This is a genomic window from Bradyrhizobium sp. LA6.1, from assembly GCF_040547805.1.
Classification (GTDB): domain Bacteria; phylum Pseudomonadota; class Alphaproteobacteria; order Rhizobiales; family Xanthobacteraceae; genus Bradyrhizobium; species Bradyrhizobium barranii.
Genome location: NZ_JBEPQK010000004.1, coordinates 268,722 through 287,529 on the forward strand (window position 1 = coordinate 268,722; position 18,808 = coordinate 287,529).

Here is an 18,808-nt window from a genome sequence, read left to right on the forward strand (position 1 = left end):
GCGAGAGCAACGCTCGCTCGACTAATGTCGGCCGGCTTCAGCCTCCTGCTCTAACTGCAAGATCCGTGCTCGTAGCGTGTCAAAGGTTTCTTCGGCAGCCTCGCTAAACAGCGGGTCCTCATGATTGATTGAAGCAGAAGCGATCTCGGTCCAATCCTGAGGCTCTAAAGCCTTGAGGGCGGCAGGAAAGAAATCACGATCTTCCATCATGATGTGACGCCGCTCGCTCTCTATGAAATCGCGAACGACCTTGTCCACATTTTGCCGCAGGATTTCACGATTCGCGAGGACGTAATCGACCGCTTGAGCGACGCGGCGCAAACGCTCGGTCCCCTTCTGGTGCTCAAGTGTGAGGTTACCGATCTTTGCAGCCGCAGCGGGATCGCGACGTTTTAGCTTGGCAAAGACCAGCTCCTCAAGAGGATGATGGTACATCTCGGGATAGAGTTCGAAATAGCTGATAACCGCGCGAATAACTTCGTAGTCAGGGCGGTCCCCGCGATCGAAAATTTCCAGCTCGCGCTCGAGGACGGCGAGCAGTGTCTCGATATTGCGATGTTCTCGGGACAAGCGCTCAATGATCATTGCAGCCTCCAATGAAGTCATTGAGAAAAAATTACATTAGCGTGAAAACATCTCAGCGCTTTGCGCTAGATCAAACCCGGGCCGGAAAGGGAAAAGACGTTATGTCATTGACCAGGGGTCAGTGGGTCACAATGGCTTTCCTGAGGCATTCAGATGTGTTGGCGCCGCGCAGCCTCATCACATTCACCCGCCTTTTGGACCCAACCCGGACCTCTGGCGAGGTCCGCTATCGCGCCTATCAGGGGCGCCGCGAACCTCATACCCTTCCCTGATCTTCGGCGCGAAATTGACGTGTACGCGCCCTAACCCGCCTTCATCCGGTAGTGGCTGACACCCCATTCGCTGCCATCGGCGTAGCCGAACAGTCCTGATGTCGCGAGGAAGAACCAGCGCCAGCGTCGCATCCACAAAGCGGTCTCCTCGCCATGGACGCTGCGCAGGGACGCTTCGATCGTGTCGCGATGCGCATCGAAATTGGCGAGCCAGTCGTTCGCGGTGCGCTGATAGTGTGTACCGCTCCAGCACCATTCCTTCTCGATCCTGAAGACGTCGCCGAATTGCCTGACGAGGTGATGGCTCGGCATCAATCCATCCATGAAGACATGCTGCGCGATCCAGTCCTCGCGATTGGCGCGGTCGAACAGGTGTGAGCCGGAGCGATGGGTGACGATGTGCATGAAGAAGCGCCCGTCAGGCGCGAGCCAGGACCGCACGCGCGTCATCAGCTTGCGCCAGTTCATCATCTGCTCGAACATCTCGACCGAGACGATGCGGTCGAACTGCCCATCGGGCGCGAACACGTTCATGTCCGCGGCGACCACGCGCAGGTTCAACAGCCCGCGCAGCCGCGCCTGCTCCTCGACATGGGCGCGCTGGGTCTGCGAGTTCGACACCGCCGTCACCTTCGCGTGCGGGAACCGCCGCGCCATCCACAGCGACAACGAGCCCCAGCCGCAGCCGAGCTCGAGGATGGTCTGGCCATCGGCGAGACCGGCGTGCTCGACGGTCTGGCGCAGCGCCTCCTCCTCCGCCTCCTGCAGCGTGCTCGCATCGGACTTGTAGAAGCAGGACGAATATTTGCGGTTGGGGCCGAGCACCTCCGCAAAGAACGCCGCGGGCACCTCGTCATGCCCGGCATTGACGGCATCCGCGTCCCCGGCGATCGGCCGCAGGATCATCCGCCCGGCGAAGGCGGCATCGTCGGCGGCGCCCAACGCGGACATGCGCGTCGCCGTGCGTGAGCACAGGCGCTGGATCGCGGCGCGGATCACGACGTCCGGCAGCGGCACGCGTTCGGCAGTCCCGAAGATCGCGGAAACGACGCTCATGCGATCACTCCGTTGATCAGGTCTCGTTGTGGCGGCGGCGGAAGGAACGGGCAGGTTCGGGCGTTGCCACCCGCCCGGCGGGCTCTGAGGTCCAGACAGGATCGACCGCGCCGCAGATGCCGCCGCGCCACCCAGGCGAGCGCCATCCGGACCGCGAGCAAGAGCGCGATGACGGCCACTCCCCAGGATTCGTCACCATGCAAAAAATCCGACCTAAGCCTGCGGAATGCCGAAGTTTTGCAAATTGCGCCTCTATCAAAGCGCGGTTTCAGCTTTGGGTTCCGAGAGCTCTCCACGAAATCGGCACATCCGGCGCTTTTTTTGGGCTACCGCTGTGCCATAGTGCGCCCCGCAAGCAAGTTCGTAACGGATGATACCGGCCATGCCGCCAGGCGCCTCGCACCGCTCCCCCATCGATATCGAATATACCAAGCTATCCTCACCCAGCGTTTTCCTGGTGCGGATGCTGGTCTTTCTGGTGCTGTGCACCCTGGTCGGCGTGGTGCTCTACAAGCAGATCATCCTGGCCTTCTTCGCCAATCCCGGCCTCAATGCCCTGATCGGCGGCGTGCTGTTCATCGGCATCATCCTGGCTTTCCGGCAGGTGATCCGGCTCTACCCCGAAGTCTCCTGGGTCAACAATTTCCGCATCGCCGATCCCGGCCTGGCGCCGTCCCGGCACCCGAAACTGCTGGCGCCGATGGCCATGATCCTCGGCGGTGAGCGCACCGGGCGGATGACGATCACCCAGACCACCATGCGGCACCTGCTCGATTCGATCGCGACCCGCCTGGACGAGGCCCGGGACATCTCCCGCTACATGACCGGCTTGCTGGTCTTCCTCGGCCTGCTCGGCACCTTCTGGGGCCTGATCGAGACGGTCGGCTCGGTCGGCAAGGTGATCGACGGGCTCAAGGTCGGGGGCGATTCCGGCGCCCTGTTCGACACGCTGAAGGAGGGCCTCGCCGCCCCGCTCGGCGGCATGGGCATCTCGTTCTCGAGCTCGCTGTTCGGCCTCGCCGGCTCGCTGATCCTCGGCTTCCTCGATCTGCAATCGAGCCAGGCCCAGAACCGCTTCTACACCGACCTCGAAGACTGGCTCGCCACCACCGTGCGCGAATATGGCCACGGCGAGGTTGCGGTCGCAGCCGCCGGTGGCGGCGGCGGCGTTGCCAGCGGCGAGCTCCAGGCCGCCGTCGAGCGCTTACGCTCCGTGCTCGAGGAAGGCAGCGCCAGCCGCGGCACCACGGCGGCAATGGCGAGCCTTGCCGAAGCCATCCAGGCGCTGGTCTCGCACATGCGGACCGAGCAGCAGATGATCCGCGAATGGGCCGACGGCCAGGGCGAGCAGAACCGTGAGATCCGCCGCCTGCTGGAGCGCATCGCGCGCCAGCCGGAGAAGGGTTAGCGACACGACGAAGGTTTCGTGCCCCGGACGCGATGCGGCACGAAGTGGTGCATCGCGTCCGGGGCCCAGAGCCTTCACCGAGACAAATAGGTCCCGGCTCTGCGCAGCAGCGTTGCACGCTGCAGCGCGTCCGGGACACGAGAGAACGGAGACGACAATGGCTCTAGCCCGCGGCCGCCGCAGCGAAGCCGGCTTCAACTACTGGCCCGGATTCGTCGACGCGCTGTCGACGCTGGTGCTGTCGATCGTGTTCCTGCTGTCGGTGTTCCTGGTCGTGCAGTTCTTCCTGTCGCAGGAGGTCACCGGCAAGGACAAGGCGCTGGAGCAGCTCAACGCCAAGATCGCCCAGCTCAACGAGCTCTTGTCGCTGGAGAAGCTCGGCAAGCTCACGCTCGACGACCAGGTCTCGCAATTGAAAGCGGGCCTCGCCTCGGCCGAGACCGAGCGAGATCGCATCAAGGGCCTCTATGACGGCCTCGCCGCTGCCGGCAACGACGCCCAGGGCAAGTCCACTGAGCTCGGCAAGGCGCTGGACTCGGAGAAGTCAGTCTCGGCGCGGGCGCTGGCGCAGATCGAGGTGCTGAACCAGCAGATCAGCGCGCTGCGCCGGCAACTGGCAGCGTTGGAGGAGGCGCTCGACGCCAGCGAGAAGCGCGACAAGGAATCGCAGAACCGCATCGCCGATCTCGGGTCTCGCCTGAATGTTGCCTTGGCGCAGCGCGTGCAGGAATTGTCTCGTTATCGCTCGGAGTTCTTCGGCCGCCTGCGCACCATTCTGGGCAATCGCCCTGACATCCGCATCGTCGGCGACCGCTTCGTGTTCCAGTCCGAAGTGTTCTTCGACACCGGCCAGGCGACACTTCTGCCCGAGGGCCGCGCCGAGCTCGACACATTGGCGACCGCGCTGATCGATCTCGACAAGAAGATCCCGAACGAAATCCCCTGGGTGCTGCGCGTCGACGGCCACACCGACGTGCGCCCGGTCAGCGGTGCGAACTTCAAGTCGAACTGGGACCTGTCCGCGGCGCGCTCGATCTCGGTGGTGCAATATCTGATCTCGCTCGGTGTGCCTGCCCAGCGCCTGGTCGCCGCCGGCTTCGGCGAATTCCAGCCGCTCGACACCTCCAACACGGAAGAGGCCTACAAGCGCAACCGCCGCATCGAGCTGAAGCTGACGGAGCGGTAGTGAGCGCCCTCCACCTCCGCCCCTACCGGCCCGAGGACGAAGCCGCCTCGATCGATCTCTGGCATCGCTCCTGGCAGCAGGCCTATCCGCAGATCGATTTCGCCGCGCGGCTGGACTGGTGGCGCGAGCGCTGGCGCAAGGATCTGGTGCCGAAAGCCTCGATCGTGGTCGCGGAAGCGGACGGCGTGCTGACCGGCTTCGTCACCATCGACGGCGAAGGCTATCTCGACCAGCTCGTGGTCGATCCCGCGCACTGGGGCTCGGATGCGGCCAGGCTGCTGGTGGATGAGGCCAAGCGCCTGTCACCGTCAGGCGTCACGCTGCTCGTCAACAAGGACAATGCCCGCGCCATCCGATTCTACGAGCGCAACGGCTTCGCGCATGCCGGCGAGGATTTGAACCCGACCTCGGGACGGCCAGTGCTGAAGATGACTTGGCGGGCGTGACGAGGTTTGCTGCCGACCCCCCTCAGCTGTCATGCCCCGGCTTGCCGCCTTCGCTGAAGCTTCGGCGTGCCGAGCGCTCGTGTGGGCCTCGGCGTAGCCTTGGCGGAGCCGGGACCGGGGCATCCAGTACGCCGCGACTTCTCCGAATCTCACTGCTGTCTCTGGAATACTGGATCGCCCGCTTTCGCGGGCGATGACACCGTGAATGAGGCAACAGGCGGGACGCCTCACGCGCCCTCGAACTGCAGCCTCGCCAGCCTCGCGTAGAGCCCGTTCGCAGCAACGAGCTCGGCATGCGTGCCCTGCTCGACGATCTTGCCCTGGTCCATCACCAGGATGCGGTCGCAGGACAGCACGGTGGCGAGACGATGTGCGATCACCAGCGTGGTGCGGTGGCGCATCAGCTCTTCCAGCGCGGTCTGGACCAGCGTCTCGCTTTCGGCATCGAGCGCGGAGGTGGCTTCATCGAGCAGCAAGAGCGGCGCATCGCGCAGGATCGCGCGCGCGATGGCGATGCGCTGGCGCTGGCCGCCGGAGAGCGTGACGCCGCGCTCGCCGAGCGGGGTCTCGAAACCTTCGGGCAGGCGGCGAATGAACTCGGCGGCATGCGCGAGCTCGGCGGCACGCTCGACCTCGGCATCGGTCGCATCGGGCCGGCCGAAGCGGATGTTCTCGCGGGCGCTCGCGGCAAACACGTTGGATTCCTGCGGCACCAGCGCGATGCGCAAGCGGAAATCGCGCGGGTCCGCGGATTTGACCGGCACGCCGTCGAGGGAGATCGCGCCGCCCCGCGGGTCGTAGAAGCGCAGCAGGAGATGAAAGATGGTGCTCTTGCCGGCGCCTGAGGGGCCGACGATCGCGACCTTCTCGCCGGGGCGCACGGTGAACGACACGGCATCGAGCACATTGACGTGAGGCCGCGCCGGATAAGCGAAGCTGACCTGGTCGAAGCCGACCTCGCCGCGCGCCGGCACCGGCAACGCGCGCGGGGACGCCGGCGCGGTGATCTCGGGCTGCACATGCAGGATCTCGAACAGGCGCTCGGCGGCGCCGGAGGCGGCCGAGACCTCGCCCCAGACCTCGCTGAGCTGGCCGAGGCCAGCCGCGGCGAAGGCCGCATAGAGCACGAACTGGCCGAGCCGACCCGGCGAGATCGTACCGATCAGGACGTCATGCGAGCCGATCCAGAGGATCGCGACCACGCTTGCGAACACGATGAAGATGATGATGGCGGTGAGCACGGCGCGGGCCTGCGTGGAGGTGCGCGCGGCTTCATAGGCCTGCTCGACCTCGCCGCCAAAACGCTTCTCGGCTAGCCCTTCGCTGGTATAGGCCTGCACAGTGCGGATGGCGCTGACCAGCTCGCCCGCATAGGCGGAGGCTTCGGCGAGCGTGTCCTGCGCATTGCGCGACAGACGCCGCACCCAGCGCCCGAACGCGACCAGCGGCAGCACGATCAGGGGAATGGCGAGCAGCACGAAGCCGGAGAGGCGCGGGCTGGTGATCACCATCATCGCCGCCGCACCGAAGAACATCATGAGATTGCGCAGCGCGATCGAGACGGAGGCACCGACCGCGGACTTGATCTGGGTGGTGTCGGCCGTGAGCCGAGACACCAGCTCACCGCTGCGCGCGGAATCGAAGAAGGCCGGCGAGAGCGAGAGCAGATGCGCGAAGACGTCGCGCCGCAGGTCGGCGACGATGCGCTCGCCGATCGTCATCACGAGGTAGTATCGCGAGGCGCTGGCAAGCGCGAGCACGGCGACCACCGCGATCATCACCGAGAAGTAGCTGTTGATCAGCGCGATGCCTTCCGGCGTCAGGCCGAAATCGATCATCCGCCTCACAGCGATGGGCACCAGCAGCGTGGTCAGCGCCGCGACCGTGAGCGCGACGAAGGCGAGCGCCGCGCGGCCGCGATAGCGCGCCACATAGGGCGCGAGTGCCAGCAACGGCCGCAGCTTGGCGCGGCTCTTCGCCGGCGTCTCGATCAACTCGGCTTCGATCGACGGGGCCTCAGGCCCGGCGCGCTCGTCGCGGTACTGGTCGTCAAGCCGTTCCACAGCGCTCATGAGATCGGACCCAAGGAGACATATTAGCTCCACATAGGCCGCTGCGGGGGGAGTGGCAAATCCGGGATGTCCCTTAGGGGACGGCCCGGTTCTCCTTTGCCCACAATGGCTTGTTTTAAAGGGGCCTGTGGGGTATAGACCCCGCCAAATCCGTCATTCGATAGCCACTCAAGACAGGCGCCGGGCGCCGAGGAATTGCCATGAAAGCCGAAATTCATCCGAATTATCATACGATTAAGGTCGTGATGACCGACGGAACCGAGTACCTGACCCGCTCCACCTGGGGCAAGGAAGGCGACACGCTGAATCTCGACATCGACCCGAAGTCGCACCCGGCCTGGACCGGCGGCAACGCCCAGCTGATGGATCGCGGCGGCCGCGTCTCGCGCTTCCAGAAGAAGTTTTCGGGCTTTCTCAAAAAGGATTGATCCCGCCCGCAAGGCTGGACACGAAAAACGCCCCCGGTCAGACCGGGGGCGTTTTTGTTTGTGGCGAGACCTGTAGGGTGGGCAAAGAGAAGCGTGCCCACCATTCCTTCTACGATCCGGAAAGCAAAGTGGTGGGCACGGCGCTTTGCGCCTTTGCCCACCCTACGAGACCTGTGACTACGGCACTTGGGTGCTTACCGCTCGAACGCGGCCTTCAGCGCGTTGAGCTGCGGCACCAGCGGGTTGCCGATCGCCACGTATTCGACCGGCGGGGTGTGGATGGTGGTGTCGAGGCGGCGCACGCGGGTCTGAAGGCTCATCGAGCGATGGATCAGATCCTGGAGCTGCGAGGGCAGCTTCTCGACGGTATCGGACGGGCCGGGATCGGCGGCGCTGAGCTTGACCTTGGTCTTCTCGCGATTGGCCTGGCTCAGCGTCATCTCGCCTTCCTTCACCGCGCGGTGCAGCAGCAGCCACGAGGCAAGCTGCATCAGGCGGGTGGTCAGGCGCATGCTCTCGGTCGCATAGGTGAGGCTGACGGCGCGATCGAGCGCCTTGGCCTCGGTGCGGCCGGCGCCATCGAGATAGGCGGCGGTCTCTTCCACCAGGTCCATGCCCTCACGGAACAGGACGCCGAACGCCGCAGAATTGGTGAACCGCTCGCTGAGTTGAACGAGAGCACCTTCGGCTTGCAAACGTTCCATGGTTAACGCCCCTTACGCAACTGTCTGACTGTCCGGCTTTGGCGCCGGGTTATGATGAACAAATCATTGCGCGGGCGGGACGCGGAGTCCAGCGGCAAGCGCGGATATGGTTTCCGCGCGTCTTTCCTCGGAATTCAACCGGAACGGGACCCAAAAAGGCAAAAAAAGAGCCGCCGGAGACCGGCGGCTTTGAAAGTTGATAACAGGGAGGCGTCAAACAGAGTGGACAGGAGCCACTCGGTGTCCAAACGAGGACAGCTCCAGTCATAAACCCGAAAGCTTAATTGGAAGTAAACGAGCTAATTTTTTGAGAGTTCGTTAGCCATGTCGGTCACTGGCCGAGGGGGCGGCGGAACAAACTCGGCACTCGTCATTCCGGGGCGCCACGAAGTCGCGAGCTTTGATGCGCAATTGCGCATCTGAGAATCCATAGCCACAGGCGGATGCGGTGGCCCGGCTCAGCCTGCCCGTTTCAACTGCCCGTGGTTATGGATTCCGGGCTCGGCGCTGCGCGCCGCCCCGGAATGACGACGCGAGATAGTTTTGCGCGAAGCATGGGTCCCGGCTCTGCGGAGCAGCGCTACGCGCTGCACCGCGTCCGGGACACAAGAGGTGAGCGCTGGGCTCTACTTCTTGAAAAAACTATCCGCCGCATCGCGCGAGGCGCGCTTCTTGGTGGCGGCTTCCTCGAGCCTTGCGATCTCGGTGTTGAGCAGCGCCACGCGTTCCGTCAGTTCCTCCACTGACAAGAGCGAGAGATCCTGTCCGATTTCATGGCTGACCTTCTTGCGCGGCTTGTCGTCGTCCTCGATGGCCATGTGTCCTCCCGGGCAGTCCTGTCCTGAAAGACGCCGATCTGGCGTTTTCCGAGCCGAAATGGTACCGCTCCTGCACAAGGAGAATTTGCAGTGACTTTCGCGAGCGCGCAACACCTGACGCGAATGCCCCGGCCCGACCGCAAGGAGGCTGATCGGACGGGATAAGCGCGCGTCCACGCGCGTGAGGCATGAGCCGACCCCAAGCCCTTCCGATCATGCGGGAGGGCTTTTGATTTTTCGTCGGTCGGCATCACCAAACGCGAAAGACCGCAGTCATGACCAAAATTCTCATCACCAGCGCCCTTCCCTACGTGAACGGCGTCAAGCATCTCGGCAATCTCATAGGCTCGCTCCTCCCCGCCGATGTCCATGCCCGCTTCAGGCGACAGATCGGCGACGACGTGCTCTTCATCTGCGCCACCGACGAGCACGGCACGCCGGCTGAGCTCGGCGCCGTTCGCGCCGGACAGGATGTCCGCACTTTCTGCGATGCGCAGCACGCAATCCAGGCCGACATCTACCGACGCTTCGGCCTCTCCTTCGACCATTTCGGGCGAACCAGCTCGCCACAGAACAGCGCTCTGACGCAGCACTTCTATCGCAGGCTCGACGATGCCGGATTGATCGAGGAACGTAAGTTGCCGCAGGTCTGGTCACCCACGGACGGCCGTTTCTTGCCGGACCGCTACGTGCTCGGCACCTGCCCGCATTGCGGCGACCCGTCCGCGCGCGGTGATCAATGTGACCAGTGTGGCGCGCTGCTCGATCCGCCCGAACTGATCGACCCGCGATCCGCGCTGTCGGGCGACCGGGCGCTGGAGGTCCGCGAAAGCCGCCATCTGTTCCTGCGCCAGTCGCAGCTTGTCGAAGCGTTGAGCGCGTGGATCAATAACCGTTCCGGCTGGCCCTCCTTCGTGGTGTCGACCGCGAAAGGCTGGCTGACAGCCGATCTGCGCGATCGCTGTATCACGCGCGATCTGGCCTGGGGTATCCCGGTTCCGCGACAGGGATTCGCCGACAAGGTCTTCTATGTCTGGTTCGACGCGCCGATCGGTTACATCGCCGCCACCCAGGAATGGGCCGCCGCCGCGCCGGGCCGCGACTGGCGAAAATGGTGGTGGCAGGCCGATGACGTCCGCTACGTCCAGTTCCTCGGCAAGGACAACATCCCATTCCACACCGTGAGCTTCCCGGCGACGCTGATCGGCTCGAACGAGCCCTGGAAGAGCGTGGACGTGATCAAGGGATTCCACTGGCTCAATTACGAGGGCGGCAAGTTCTCGACCAGCCGCAATCGGGGCATCTTTACCGACCAGGCTCTGGAGGAATTGCCCGCCGATCTCTGGCGCTGGTGGCTGATCGCCAACGCGCCCGAAAGCGCCGACACCGATTTCAACGTTGCCAGGTTCGTCGCCGACGTGAACAAGGATCTCGCCGACATCTTCGGCAACCTCGTCAATCGCATTGTCAGCTTCGCCCATCGGGCCTTCGACGGCCGGATTCCGGAAGGCGGCGCTCCTGACGAGGCCGAGCACCTGCTCGCACGGGAACTGGAGCAGCGTATCGCGACGCTGCGACGCCATCACGAGGCGCTCGAGTTTCGTACCGCGGCCGCCGCAACGCGTGCGATCTGGGATGTGGCGAACGCTTACCTGCAGCATGCCGCGCCGTGGACAGCCATCAAGTCCGATCGGCTTCGCGCGGCGATCGTGACGCGAACAGCCCTCAATCTGGTCCGCACCTGCGCCGTGCTGGCGTGGAGTATCGTGCCCAGCCTGTCGGAAAATGTGCTGCACGCCTTCGGTAGCGAAGATGCCGCGCCACGCTGGCCCGGTGGCCAAATCGCGGACTTGCTCGACGGCGGCGCCGGCACAGCGGTCGCGCCGATCGGTCCACTGGTCGAAAAAATCTCTCCCGAAAGAGCAAGCCATCTGGCGGCGCGGTTCGGGCCTTAATGTCGTTTCACTTCGGCGGAAAAAGGCGATATGCCATCCGCCGAATTCATTCATCCAAGGACACATCATGGACAAGCTGCCCGCGCAAATGACCGTGGTTGCCATCTCCAAGCCCGGTGGACCGGAGGTGCTGGTGCCGGAACAACGTGCCGTTCCGCAGCCCGGTCCCGACGAGATCCTGGTCAAGGTGCAGGCCGCGGGCGTCAACCGGCCCGACGTGGCGCAGCGCTCCGGCGCCTATCCGCCGCCGCCCGGCGCCAGCGACCTGCCGGGGCTCGAGATCGCGGGCGAAGTGGTGGCGGTCGGCAGCAACGCCAAACGGCACAAGATCGGCGACAAGGTGATGTCGCTGGTCGCCGGCGGCGGCTATGCGCAGTACTGCATCGCGCAGGACGCCCAGGCGATGAGCGTGCCGCCGGCGCTGTCGATCAGGGAAGCCGGCGCGCTGCCGGAAACCCTGATGACGGTCTGGCACAATGTGTTCGAGCGCGGCGGCCTGAAGGCCGGCGAGACGCTGCTGATCCATGGCGGCTCGTCCGGCATCGGCACCATGGCGATCCAGCTCGCGAAAGCGTTCGGCGCGAAAGTGTTCGTCACCGTCGGCTCGCAGGACAAGATCGATGCCTGCCTCAAGCTCGGGGCCGACCGCGCCATCAACTACAAGACCGAGGACTTCGTCGCCGTGGTCAAGGAAGAGACCGACAAGGCCGGCGTCAACCTGATCCTCGACATGGTGGCCGGCGAGTATGTCGACCGCAACTATGATGCCGCGGCGGTCGACGGCCGCATCGTGCAGATCGCAACCCTCAACGGCCCCAAGGTCAGCGTCAACATCGCCAAGGTGATGGTGAAGCGCCTGACCCATACCGGCTCGACCCTGCGCCCCCGTAGTAATGCGGACAAGGCGGCCATGGTGGCCGCAATCGAGGCGAAAGTGATGCCGCTGTTGCGCGAAGGCCGCGTCAAGCCGCTGATGGACAGCAGTTTCCCGCTGGAAAAGGCATCCGATGCGCACCGGCGCATGGAGACCTCGGCACATATTGGCAAAATTGTGTTGGAGGTCTAGGCCAACGGCCCATCAGGCAAGGCGGAAACCCTTTGATTTTCCTCGCTTTCGTGGCATCTATCGCGACGCGCCGAACCATCTTGTTCCGTTCGGAAAACGCCTTGCACTGACCATCTTGCACTGAAGAGTTTGCGTCGAACGCGGAGAACCGACCTTGCGTCTGATCAGGTGCCTCGCGCCCATAGCGCTGGGCCTCATGATTCTCGTCGCCGCATCCCAGGCGCGCGCGCTGGATGCCGTCAGCGTCCGCGGCGACGCGCCCGCGATCGACCTCACCGGCGTGCTCGAGCATCAGCGCAGTGACGCCGATCGCATCCAGGTCTCCACCGCACCCGGCACCGACGGCATCGTCCGCCGCATCGAGGTGCGCGCCCGCGAGGGCGGCCAGAACTGGGTGGTGTTCGCGCTCGCCAACAACACCGACGACCAGCTCGACCGCCTGATCGTCGCCCCGCATTACCGCATCGTCTCGTCGGGCCTGCTGTGGCCCGACCTCGGGCTGTCGCGCATCGCGACCATCACGCCCTCGATCGGCGACCGCCCGGAGCGCCAGGAGAGCGCGACGGCCGACGTGTTCCGCATCACGCTCGATCCCGGCGCCGTCGTCACCTTTGTCGCGGAACTGCGCACCGACAAGCTGCCGCAGCTCTATCTGTGGGAGCCCGAGTCCTACAAGGACAAGGTCAACTCCTTCACGCTGTACCAGGGCATCGTGATCGGCATCTCCGGGCTTTTGGCGCTCGTGCTCACCATCCTGTTCGTGGTGAAGGGCAGCATCATGTTCCCGGCCGCCGCGGCGCTGGCCTGGGCGGTGCTGGTCTATATCGGCGTCGATTTCGGCTTCTGGGGCAAGGTGCTCGACATGTCGAACAACGCCGAGCGCATCTGGCGCGCGGCGGGCGAAGCGATATTGGCGGCGACGCTGCTGGTGTTCCTGTTCGCCTATCTCAACCTCAGTCGATGGCACGTGCGCTATTCGCACATTACGGTGCTCTGGCTCGCCTTCCTGGGTTCGCTGGTGGCGCTCGCCTTGTTCGACCCGGCGGTGGCTTCCGGCATCGCCCGCATGTCGCTGGTGCTGATCGCCTTTGCTGGCTTTGCGCTGATCGTCTACCTCTCCACCCACGGCTTCGACCGCGCGGTGCTCTTGATCCCGACCTGGTTCCTGCTGGTGGTCTGGGTGGTCGCGGCCGGCATGACGGTCGCGGGCTCCGTCACCAACGACATCGTCGGCCCGGCTCTGCTCGGCGGCCTCGTGCTGATCGTGATGCTGATCGGCTTTACGGTGATGCAGCACGCCTTTGCCGGCGGCAGCGCCACCACCGGCGTCGTCTCCGACATCGAGCGGCGCGCGCTGGCGCTGGCCGGCTCCGGCGATCTGATCTGGGACTGGGACGTCTCCGCCGACAAGGTGTTCACCAGCCCCGAGACCGAAGCCCTGCTCGGCCTCAAGCGCGGCACGCTGGAAGGCCCGGCCGCCTCATGGCTTGAGGTGCTGCATCCGCTCGACCAGGACCGGTTCCGCGCCGCGCTCGACAGCGTGCTCGACCAGCGCCGCGGCCGCCTGGTGCAGGATTTCCGGCTGCGCACGCCGGACGGTCATTTCATGTGGTTCGCGCTGAAGGCGCGCCCGGTGGTCGGCTCGGACGGCGAGGTCTCGCGCGTGGTCGGCACGCTGACCGACGTCACCGAGCTGCGCAACGCGGAGGAGCGTCTGCTGCACGATTCCGTGCATGACAACCTCACCGGCCTGCCCAACCGCAAACTGTTCATGGACCGGCTCGGCGCGGTCGCGCATTTCGCCAAGACCATGCCGACGCTGCGGCCGACGCTGATGGTGATCGACCTCGACCGCTTCAAGCAGGTCAACGATTCCGTCGGCATCGCGGTCGGCGACTCGATCCTGCTGACGCTGGCCCGCCGCCTCACCCGCATCCTGAAGCCGCAGGACACGCTGGCGCGGCTTGCCGGCGACCAGTTCGGCCTGATCCTGCTCTCGGAGCAGGACCCTGCCCGCATCACCGCCTTCGCCGAGACCATCCGCAAGACCATCCGCGCCCCGATCGCCTTCAACGACCGCGAGATTTTTCTCACCGCCTCGATCGGGCTCGCGCTGTCCGATCCGCAGACCCAGTTGACGGACGAGATCATCAAGGACGCCGAGCTTGCGATGTATCATTCCAAGCGGATCGGCGGCGACCGCATCGACGTCTACAAGCCGGCGATGCGCGCGCGAAAGACCGACCGCCTGACGCTGGAGAGCGAGCTGCGCCGCGCCATCGAGCGGCAGGAGCTCACGATCCTGTACCAGCCGATCGTGCGGCTGGAGGATCGTTCGATCGCCGGCTTCGAGGCGCTGGTGCGCTGGGATCATCCGAAGCTCGGACGCATGGCGCCGTCGGAATTCATCAGCATCGCGGAAGAGACCGGCCTGATCGTCGACCTCGGCATGTTCGTGCTCGACCAGACCGCAAAGCAGCTTTCGGTGTGGCAACGCGCGATGCGCTCGCGCGAGCCGATCTTCGCCTCCGTCAACGTCTCCTCGCGGCAATTGCTGCGCCACGATCTTATCCACGACATCCGCACCGTGCTGTCGCGCTCCTCGGTGGCGCGCGGCACGCTGAAGCTGGAATTGACGGAATCGCTGGTGATGGAGAACCCGGAGCACGCAGCCCAGATGCTGACGCGCATCCGCGAGCTCGGCACCGGGCTGTCGCTCGACGATTTCGGCACCGGCCATTCGTCGCTGGCCTATCTCCAGCGCTTCCCGTTCGACACCATCAAGATCGACCAGTCGTTCGTGCGCACCACCAACCGCGGCACCCGTCCGGTGATCCTGAAGTCGATCATCGCGCTCGCGCATGATCTCGGCATGGACGTGGTCGCGGAAGGCGCCGAGACCGATTCCGACGCGGTCGAGCTCTACCAGATGGGCTGCGAATACGCGCAGGGCTTCGCCTTCGGCGAGCCCATGGACGCGGACGCGGCGATGCGTCTGCTCACGGAAGTGCGGCTGGAAGCGGCGAGCTAGCGCTTATCTTCTTCCGCTCTCCTCCCGGAAAGGGTCGCTCGCAAAGCGAGCGGGGTGCCGCACCGGCGCGCTTAGCCCGGGCTTGATCCAGATCAATGGGCCCTGCTCGACCACCATGAAAGATGGCACGCAGCATTCGATCCAGAACGGCTTCGTCATCGAGGTCACTGGGCTCGCAGCTGTCGTTCTCAGAATGAGCAGACCACGCGTCTTTCTCAGGAGTCACGGATGACTCGGCACCTTTTCTACGCGATCACTCTCATCGGCACCGGAGTGTTCCTCGCCTCATCGGCCGAAGCAGTGACAGCCGCACGATGCGAGGATCGAGGCGCAAATTGCCTCGGCACATGTGCCGACTACACCGGCGGGGCCGGTGACGTTCGAGGGCGCCAGAACACATGCGTGCGCGTCTGCGACCGGCAGACGACCAGATGCCTGATACGAGCCCATGACGAACGCTGGCCCCATAATCGCCAATGAAGGCCGTGGTTCTACACTTGGGCTAACGCCCCCCGTCTCGCGCTTGCGGCGCACCGCGTCCAGCTGACCTACCCTGGCTTGCGTCGTAGCCCCGCGACCAAACAAAACCCCACCACCAGCGAGATCGCGGCAAGACCGCCCCAGACCATTCCCGCCTGTTCGAGATAAACATCCTGCGTTACCGGGTCGTAGCAGCGGCCGAGCTCGTTGAAGCAGTCGCGCCAGCGCCAGTAGCGGGCCTCGAAGGCGAGCGCGAACAGCACGCCTGTTGCAATCAGGGCTGCGCCAAAAATCCCCCTTAGCCAGCGCAGAATCATGCAGCGTCAGCTCACCTGCGCTGCTTCTTCTTGGTGAAGCGCACGCTCTGGCCGTCGGGCATCCGCGTCGCGACGAACCCCGCGGCGAGGCAGGCTTCGCGCTGGGGCATCTGGATGTCGGGGCTGCGGAGGCTGTCCCACCATGAGGCGCGATTCGCCGCCCGCGGCAGGGCCGAGCCGATGATCTCCTCGATCTGCTCGAAACTCAGCACGAATTCCGTTTGCTTCTGCCGCATCAGGTAATCCCGCAGCGCGTCGTAATCGTTCACAATCGTCCTCTCGTCCCAGCTCCGCTGCCCAAAAGCGATGCCCGCGGAAACCAATTCTTAACTCATTGTGGCAGCGCCGTCCCGGCTTAAACACTACGCAAGATTTCGGGCGCATCCACTAGTGTCGGGAGCACTCGATGCAGTCTGGATGGCGCGACGTCACGACCCGCCGGCCGTGGCGGATTTCGGCGAAGCTGCTGATCATATCGTCCGTCGTGACGGTGATCGGCTTTTCCGCCATTTGCGTCAACGTCATGCTGGACATGCGCCGCGGCGAGGAGGCCCTCGCGCGCCAGACGCTGGACAATCTGGCCACCTCCATCGAAGCAGATATCAGCCGCAACATCGAGATCTACGATCTCTCCCTGAAGGCGGTCGCCAGCAACATGCTGCTGCCGGAGATCAACGCGGTCTCGAAGCCGATCCGTCACCTGATCCTGTTCGATCACGCCACCACGGCGCGGCACTTCGGCGCCATCCAGGTGTTCGATGCCGAGGGCAGGCTGACGATCGACGCCTCCACGCTCGATCCCCTGCCGGAGAACCGGAGCGAGGAGGACTACTTCAGGGTTCATCGCGACGATCCCGACGCCGGCCTCTTCATCAGCCGTCCGATGCTTTTCCGCGGCGCCTATTCCATCGTGCTGAGCCGGCGCATCAGCGATACCGACGGCGGCTTCTTGGGGGTCGTCACCGGCTCGATCCGTTTCAGCTATTTCCACGAATTGTTCGAGCGCCTGAACCTCGATCCCGACGATACCATCACCGTGCTGACGCGCGATCGCACCATCATGATGCGGCGGCCGTTCGATCTCGACGTCATCGGCAAGAATCTCGGGACGCAGCAGAGCTGGAAGGCCGACAATCTGAAGGCCGGCGGGTCCTATGCGGGCCAGGGCCCGGTGGACGCGACGCCGCGCCTCTACGTCCGCAGCACCGGCCCGGGTCCGCTGTTCGTGGTGGCAGGCAAGCCGCTCGCCGCCGTGTTCGAGCTCTGGCAGAAGGAAGCCTACCGCATCGGCGCGGTAGTCCTGGCGCTCATCCTGTTCATGCTGGCCTCGACGCTGGTGCTCGCCCGCGAGATCGGCCGACGCGCCGATGCCGAGCGCAAGCTCGAGGAGATGGCGACGACGGATGCGCTCACCGGCCTGAAGAACCGCCGCAAGTTCGACCAGGTCATCGACGTCGAATGGCGCCGCGCGATGCGCCAGAAGACGCCGGTCGCGCTGCTGATGATCGATGCAGATCACTTCAAGGCTTACAACGACACGTTCGGCCATCAGGCCGGCGACCAGGTGCTGGTCGGCATCGCGATCTGCATTTCCGATTCGGTGCGGCGGTCCGGCGACTGCGCCGCGCCTATGGCGGCGAGGAATTCGCGGTGCTGCTGCCGAACACTTCGGCCGCCGAGGCCTTCAAGGTCGCCGAGACGATCCGCGGCAAGGTGCAGGGCTGGTCCGACGACCAGGCGGCATCGACGGTCTCCTGCGGGATTGCGGGCTTGGTTCCTACCACCGGCCTGGACTGGCCGGTCCTGGTCGCCGCCGCCGACAAGGCGCTCTATGCGGCGAAAGCCGGCGGCCGCAACCAGTCCGTGGTCGCGAGCCTTCCGAAGCTGTCGCTGGTGGCGTGAGGGGCCCCCTCCGTCATTGCGAGCGAAGCGAAGCAATCCAGACTGTCTCCGCGGAGGCAGCCTGGATTGCTTCGTCGCTTCGCTCCTCGCAATGACGAGTGGAGCGCTACTGCCCCAGATATTTCTTCATCTCCGCAATCAGCCCATCGCGCAGTTCCGGCCGCTTCAGGCCGTAGGCGATGTTGGCGCGGAGGAAGCCGGGCTTGGAGCCGCAATCATGGCGCTCGCCCTCGAACTCGACGCCGTAGAATTTCTGCGACCTGGCGAGGCCGATCATGGCGTCGGTGAGCTGGATCTCGCCGCCGGCGCCGCGCTCCTGGGTCTCCAGGATCTTGAATATCTCCGGCTGGAGGATGTAGCGGCCGGTGATGGAGAGGTTGGAGGGCGCGGTGCCCTTGGCCGGCTTCTCGATCATGCCGTCGACCTCGAACATCTTGCCGGTGCGCTTGCCGACGCCGCAGATGCCGTATTGATGGGTGAGATGGTCGGGCACCGCCTCGACCGCGATGACGTTGGATTTTTCGCCGAGCGTTGAAGCCGTCTCGATCATCTGCTTCAGGCAGCCGGTCGTGTTGAGCACGAGCTCATCGGGCAGCACCACCGCGAACGGCTCGTTGCCGACGATGTCGCGCGCGCACCAGACCGCGTGGCCGAGACCGAGCGGCGCCTGCTGGCGGGTGAAGCTGACGGCGCCGGCCTCCGGCTGGTTCTGCGCCAGGATGTCCTGCTCGGCCTTCTTGCCGCGCGCGGCGAGCGTAGCGTCGAGCTCGAACATCTTGTCGAAATGATCTTCGATGACATTTTTGTTGCGGCCGGTGACGAAGATGAAGTGCTCGATGCCGGCTTCCCTCGCCTCATCATAGACGTACTGGATCAGCGGCTTGTCGACGATGGTCAGCATTTCCTTCGGCATCGCCTTGGTGGCGGGCAGGACGCGGGTGCCGAGGCCGGCGACGGGGAATACGGCTTTGCGAATTTTCATGGGACAGATCGAATACCTGAGGACGTGAAGGGAGCAATGGTATCTTGCTAGCTTGTTTGCAGCCGCTAACAAAGGCGGATGTGGGGCCTCGCGCTCACAG

General features: G+C 64.7%; 15 protein-coding genes and 1 pseudogene. 8 read left to right on the forward strand and 8 right to left on the reverse strand.

Going from position 1 to position 18,808, the window contains the following annotated elements; genetic code table 11:
* Positions 1-21: 21 nt before the first annotated feature.
* Positions 22-585, reverse strand: coding sequence for a hemerythrin domain-containing protein (locus ABIB99_RS11865; RefSeq protein WP_354175900.1), 564 nt, complete (start codon positions 583-585; stop codon positions 22-24).
* 302 nt (positions 586-887) lie between these two features.
* On the reverse strand, positions 888-1,913 hold the full coding sequence (locus ABIB99_RS11870; RefSeq protein ID WP_354175902.1) for an SAM-dependent methyltransferase: 1,026 nt from the start codon (positions 1,911-1,913) through the stop codon (positions 888-890).
* Between the two features lie 382 nt (positions 1,914-2,295).
* Here ABIB99_RS11870 and ABIB99_RS11875 point away from each other — a divergent pair, with 382 nt between their 5' ends.
* From ABIB99_RS11875 to ABIB99_RS11885, 3 genes are all read left to right on the forward strand, one after another.
* Entirely contained in the window at positions 2,296-3,321 is a 1,026-nt protein-coding gene (locus tag ABIB99_RS11875) for a flagellar motor protein MotA (RefSeq protein WP_071916659.1), read from the forward strand.
* 157 nt (positions 3,322-3,478) lie between these two features.
* Complete coding sequence (locus ABIB99_RS11880) at positions 3,479-4,507, forward strand: peptidoglycan -binding protein (protein ID WP_354175903.1); 1,029 nt, start codon at positions 3,479-3,481, stop codon at positions 4,505-4,507.
* A complete protein-coding gene (locus tag ABIB99_RS11885; protein ID WP_354175905.1) occupies positions 4,507-4,953 on the forward strand; it encodes a GNAT family N-acetyltransferase in 447 nt (148 codons plus the stop codon). Before ABIB99_RS11880 ends, ABIB99_RS11885 begins: the two co-directional genes overlap by 1 nt.
* Positions 4,954-5,180: 227 nt before the next feature.
* Here the strand turns inward: ABIB99_RS11885 and ABIB99_RS11890 are convergent, their stop codons facing one another.
* The gene (locus ABIB99_RS11890) at positions 5,181-7,025 is read right to left on the reverse strand and encodes an ABC transporter ATP-binding protein/permease (RefSeq protein ID WP_063981014.1); all 1,845 of its coding nucleotides are present in this window, start codon (positions 7,023-7,025) and stop codon (positions 5,181-5,183) included.
* Positions 7,026-7,225: 200 nt separating this feature from the next.
* Between ABIB99_RS11890 and rpmE the strand changes: the two genes are divergently transcribed.
* Positions 7,226-7,453, forward strand: a complete 228-nt coding sequence (gene rpmE / locus ABIB99_RS11895) for a 50S ribosomal protein L31 (RefSeq protein WP_007599895.1) — start codon at positions 7,226-7,228, stop codon at positions 7,451-7,453.
* A 194-nt stretch (positions 7,454-7,647) separates the two neighbouring features.
* On the opposite strand, the gene rcdA is transcribed toward rpmE, so the two are convergent.
* Together rcdA and ABIB99_RS11905 are read right to left on the reverse strand one after the other, a co-directional pair.
* Entirely contained in the window at positions 7,648-8,157 is a 510-nt protein-coding gene (gene rcdA / locus ABIB99_RS11900; protein WP_028148425.1) for a protease adaptor protein RcdA, read from the reverse strand.
* Positions 8,158-8,783: 626 nt separating this feature from the next.
* Positions 8,784-8,975 carry a DUF1192 domain-containing protein gene (locus tag ABIB99_RS11905; RefSeq protein WP_028148424.1) on the reverse strand — a complete coding sequence of 64 codons (192 nt, stop codon included), beginning with the start codon at positions 8,973-8,975 and terminating at the stop codon, positions 8,784-8,786.
* A 275-nt stretch (positions 8,976-9,250) separates the two neighbouring features.
* Here ABIB99_RS11905 and metG point away from each other — a divergent pair, with 275 nt between their 5' ends.
* The 3 genes from metG to ABIB99_RS11920 all read left to right on the forward strand — a co-directional run bounded on the left by metG (position 9,251) and on the right by ABIB99_RS11920 (position 15,027).
* A complete protein-coding gene (gene metG, locus ABIB99_RS11910; protein ID WP_354175907.1) occupies positions 9,251-10,930 on the forward strand; it encodes a methionine--tRNA ligase in 1,680 nt (559 codons plus the stop codon).
* A 67-nt stretch (positions 10,931-10,997) separates the two neighbouring features.
* A complete protein-coding gene (locus tag ABIB99_RS11915; RefSeq protein ID WP_063981012.1) occupies positions 10,998-11,996 on the forward strand; it encodes an NAD(P)H-quinone oxidoreductase in 999 nt (332 codons plus the stop codon).
* Positions 11,997-12,150: 154 nt separating this feature from the next.
* Complete coding sequence (locus ABIB99_RS11920) at positions 12,151-15,027, forward strand: EAL domain-containing protein (protein ID WP_071916666.1); 2,877 nt, start codon at positions 12,151-12,153, stop codon at positions 15,025-15,027.
* 548 nt (positions 15,028-15,575) lie between these two features.
* Here ABIB99_RS11920 and ABIB99_RS11925 read toward each other — a convergent pair.
* Together ABIB99_RS11925 and ABIB99_RS11930 are read right to left on the reverse strand one after the other, a co-directional pair.
* Entirely contained in the window at positions 15,576-15,824 is a 249-nt protein-coding gene (locus ABIB99_RS11925) for a hypothetical protein (RefSeq protein WP_063981010.1), read from the reverse strand.
* Between the two features lie 11 nt (positions 15,825-15,835).
* Positions 15,836-16,093 carry a DUF7662 domain-containing protein gene (locus tag ABIB99_RS11930; protein WP_028148420.1) on the reverse strand — a complete coding sequence of 86 codons (258 nt, stop codon included), beginning with the start codon at positions 16,091-16,093 and terminating at the stop codon, positions 15,836-15,838.
* Positions 16,094-16,230: 137 nt separating this feature from the next.
* On the opposite strand from ABIB99_RS11930, the pseudogene ABIB99_RS11935 reads away from it, so the two are divergent.
* A pseudogene (locus ABIB99_RS11935) lies at positions 16,231-17,726 on the forward strand (sensor domain-containing diguanylate cyclase).
* 106 nt (positions 17,727-17,832) lie between these two features.
* Here the strand turns inward: ABIB99_RS11935 and ABIB99_RS11940 are convergent.
* Entirely contained in the window at positions 17,833-18,708 is an 876-nt protein-coding gene (locus ABIB99_RS11940) for a UTP--glucose-1-phosphate uridylyltransferase (RefSeq protein ID WP_354175909.1), read from the reverse strand.
* Positions 18,709-18,808: the final 100 nt, after the last annotated feature.

Bases quoted from the DNA above. Each gene is read 5' to 3' on its own strand.
- ABIB99_RS11865 (WP_354175900.1), bottom strand. From the start codon at position 585: ATGATCATTGAGCGCTTGTCCCGAGAACATCGCAATATCGAGACACTG.
- ABIB99_RS11870 (WP_354175902.1), bottom strand. From the start codon at position 1,913: ATGAGCGTCGTTTCCGCGATCTTCGGGACTGCCGAACGCGTGCCGCTG.
- ABIB99_RS11875 (WP_071916659.1), top strand. From the start codon at position 2,296: ATGCCGCCAGGCGCCTCGCACCGCTCCCCCATCGATATCGAATATACC.
- ABIB99_RS11880 (WP_354175903.1), top strand. From the start codon at position 3,479: ATGGCTCTAGCCCGCGGCCGCCGCAGCGAAGCCGGCTTCAACTACTGG.
- ABIB99_RS11890 (WP_063981014.1), bottom strand. From the start codon at position 7,025: ATGAGCGCTGTGGAACGGCTTGACGACCAGTACCGCGACGAGCGCGCC.
- rpmE (WP_007599895.1), top strand. From the start codon at position 7,226: ATGAAAGCCGAAATTCATCCGAATTATCATACGATTAAGGTCGTGATG.
- rcdA (WP_028148425.1), bottom strand. From the start codon at position 8,157: ATGGAACGTTTGCAAGCCGAAGGTGCTCTCGTTCAACTCAGCGAGCGG.
- ABIB99_RS11905 (WP_028148424.1), bottom strand. From the start codon at position 8,975: ATGGCCATCGAGGACGACGACAAGCCGCGCAAGAAGGTCAGCCATGAA.
- metG (WP_354175907.1), top strand. From the start codon at position 9,251: ATGACCAAAATTCTCATCACCAGCGCCCTTCCCTACGTGAACGGCGTC.
- ABIB99_RS11915 (WP_063981012.1), top strand. From the start codon at position 10,998: ATGGACAAGCTGCCCGCGCAAATGACCGTGGTTGCCATCTCCAAGCCC.
- ABIB99_RS11925 (WP_063981010.1), bottom strand. From the start codon at position 15,824: ATGATTCTGCGCTGGCTAAGGGGGATTTTTGGCGCAGCCCTGATTGCA.
- ABIB99_RS11940 (WP_354175909.1), bottom strand. From the start codon at position 18,708: ATGAAAATTCGCAAAGCCGTATTCCCCGTCGCCGGCCTCGGCACCCGC.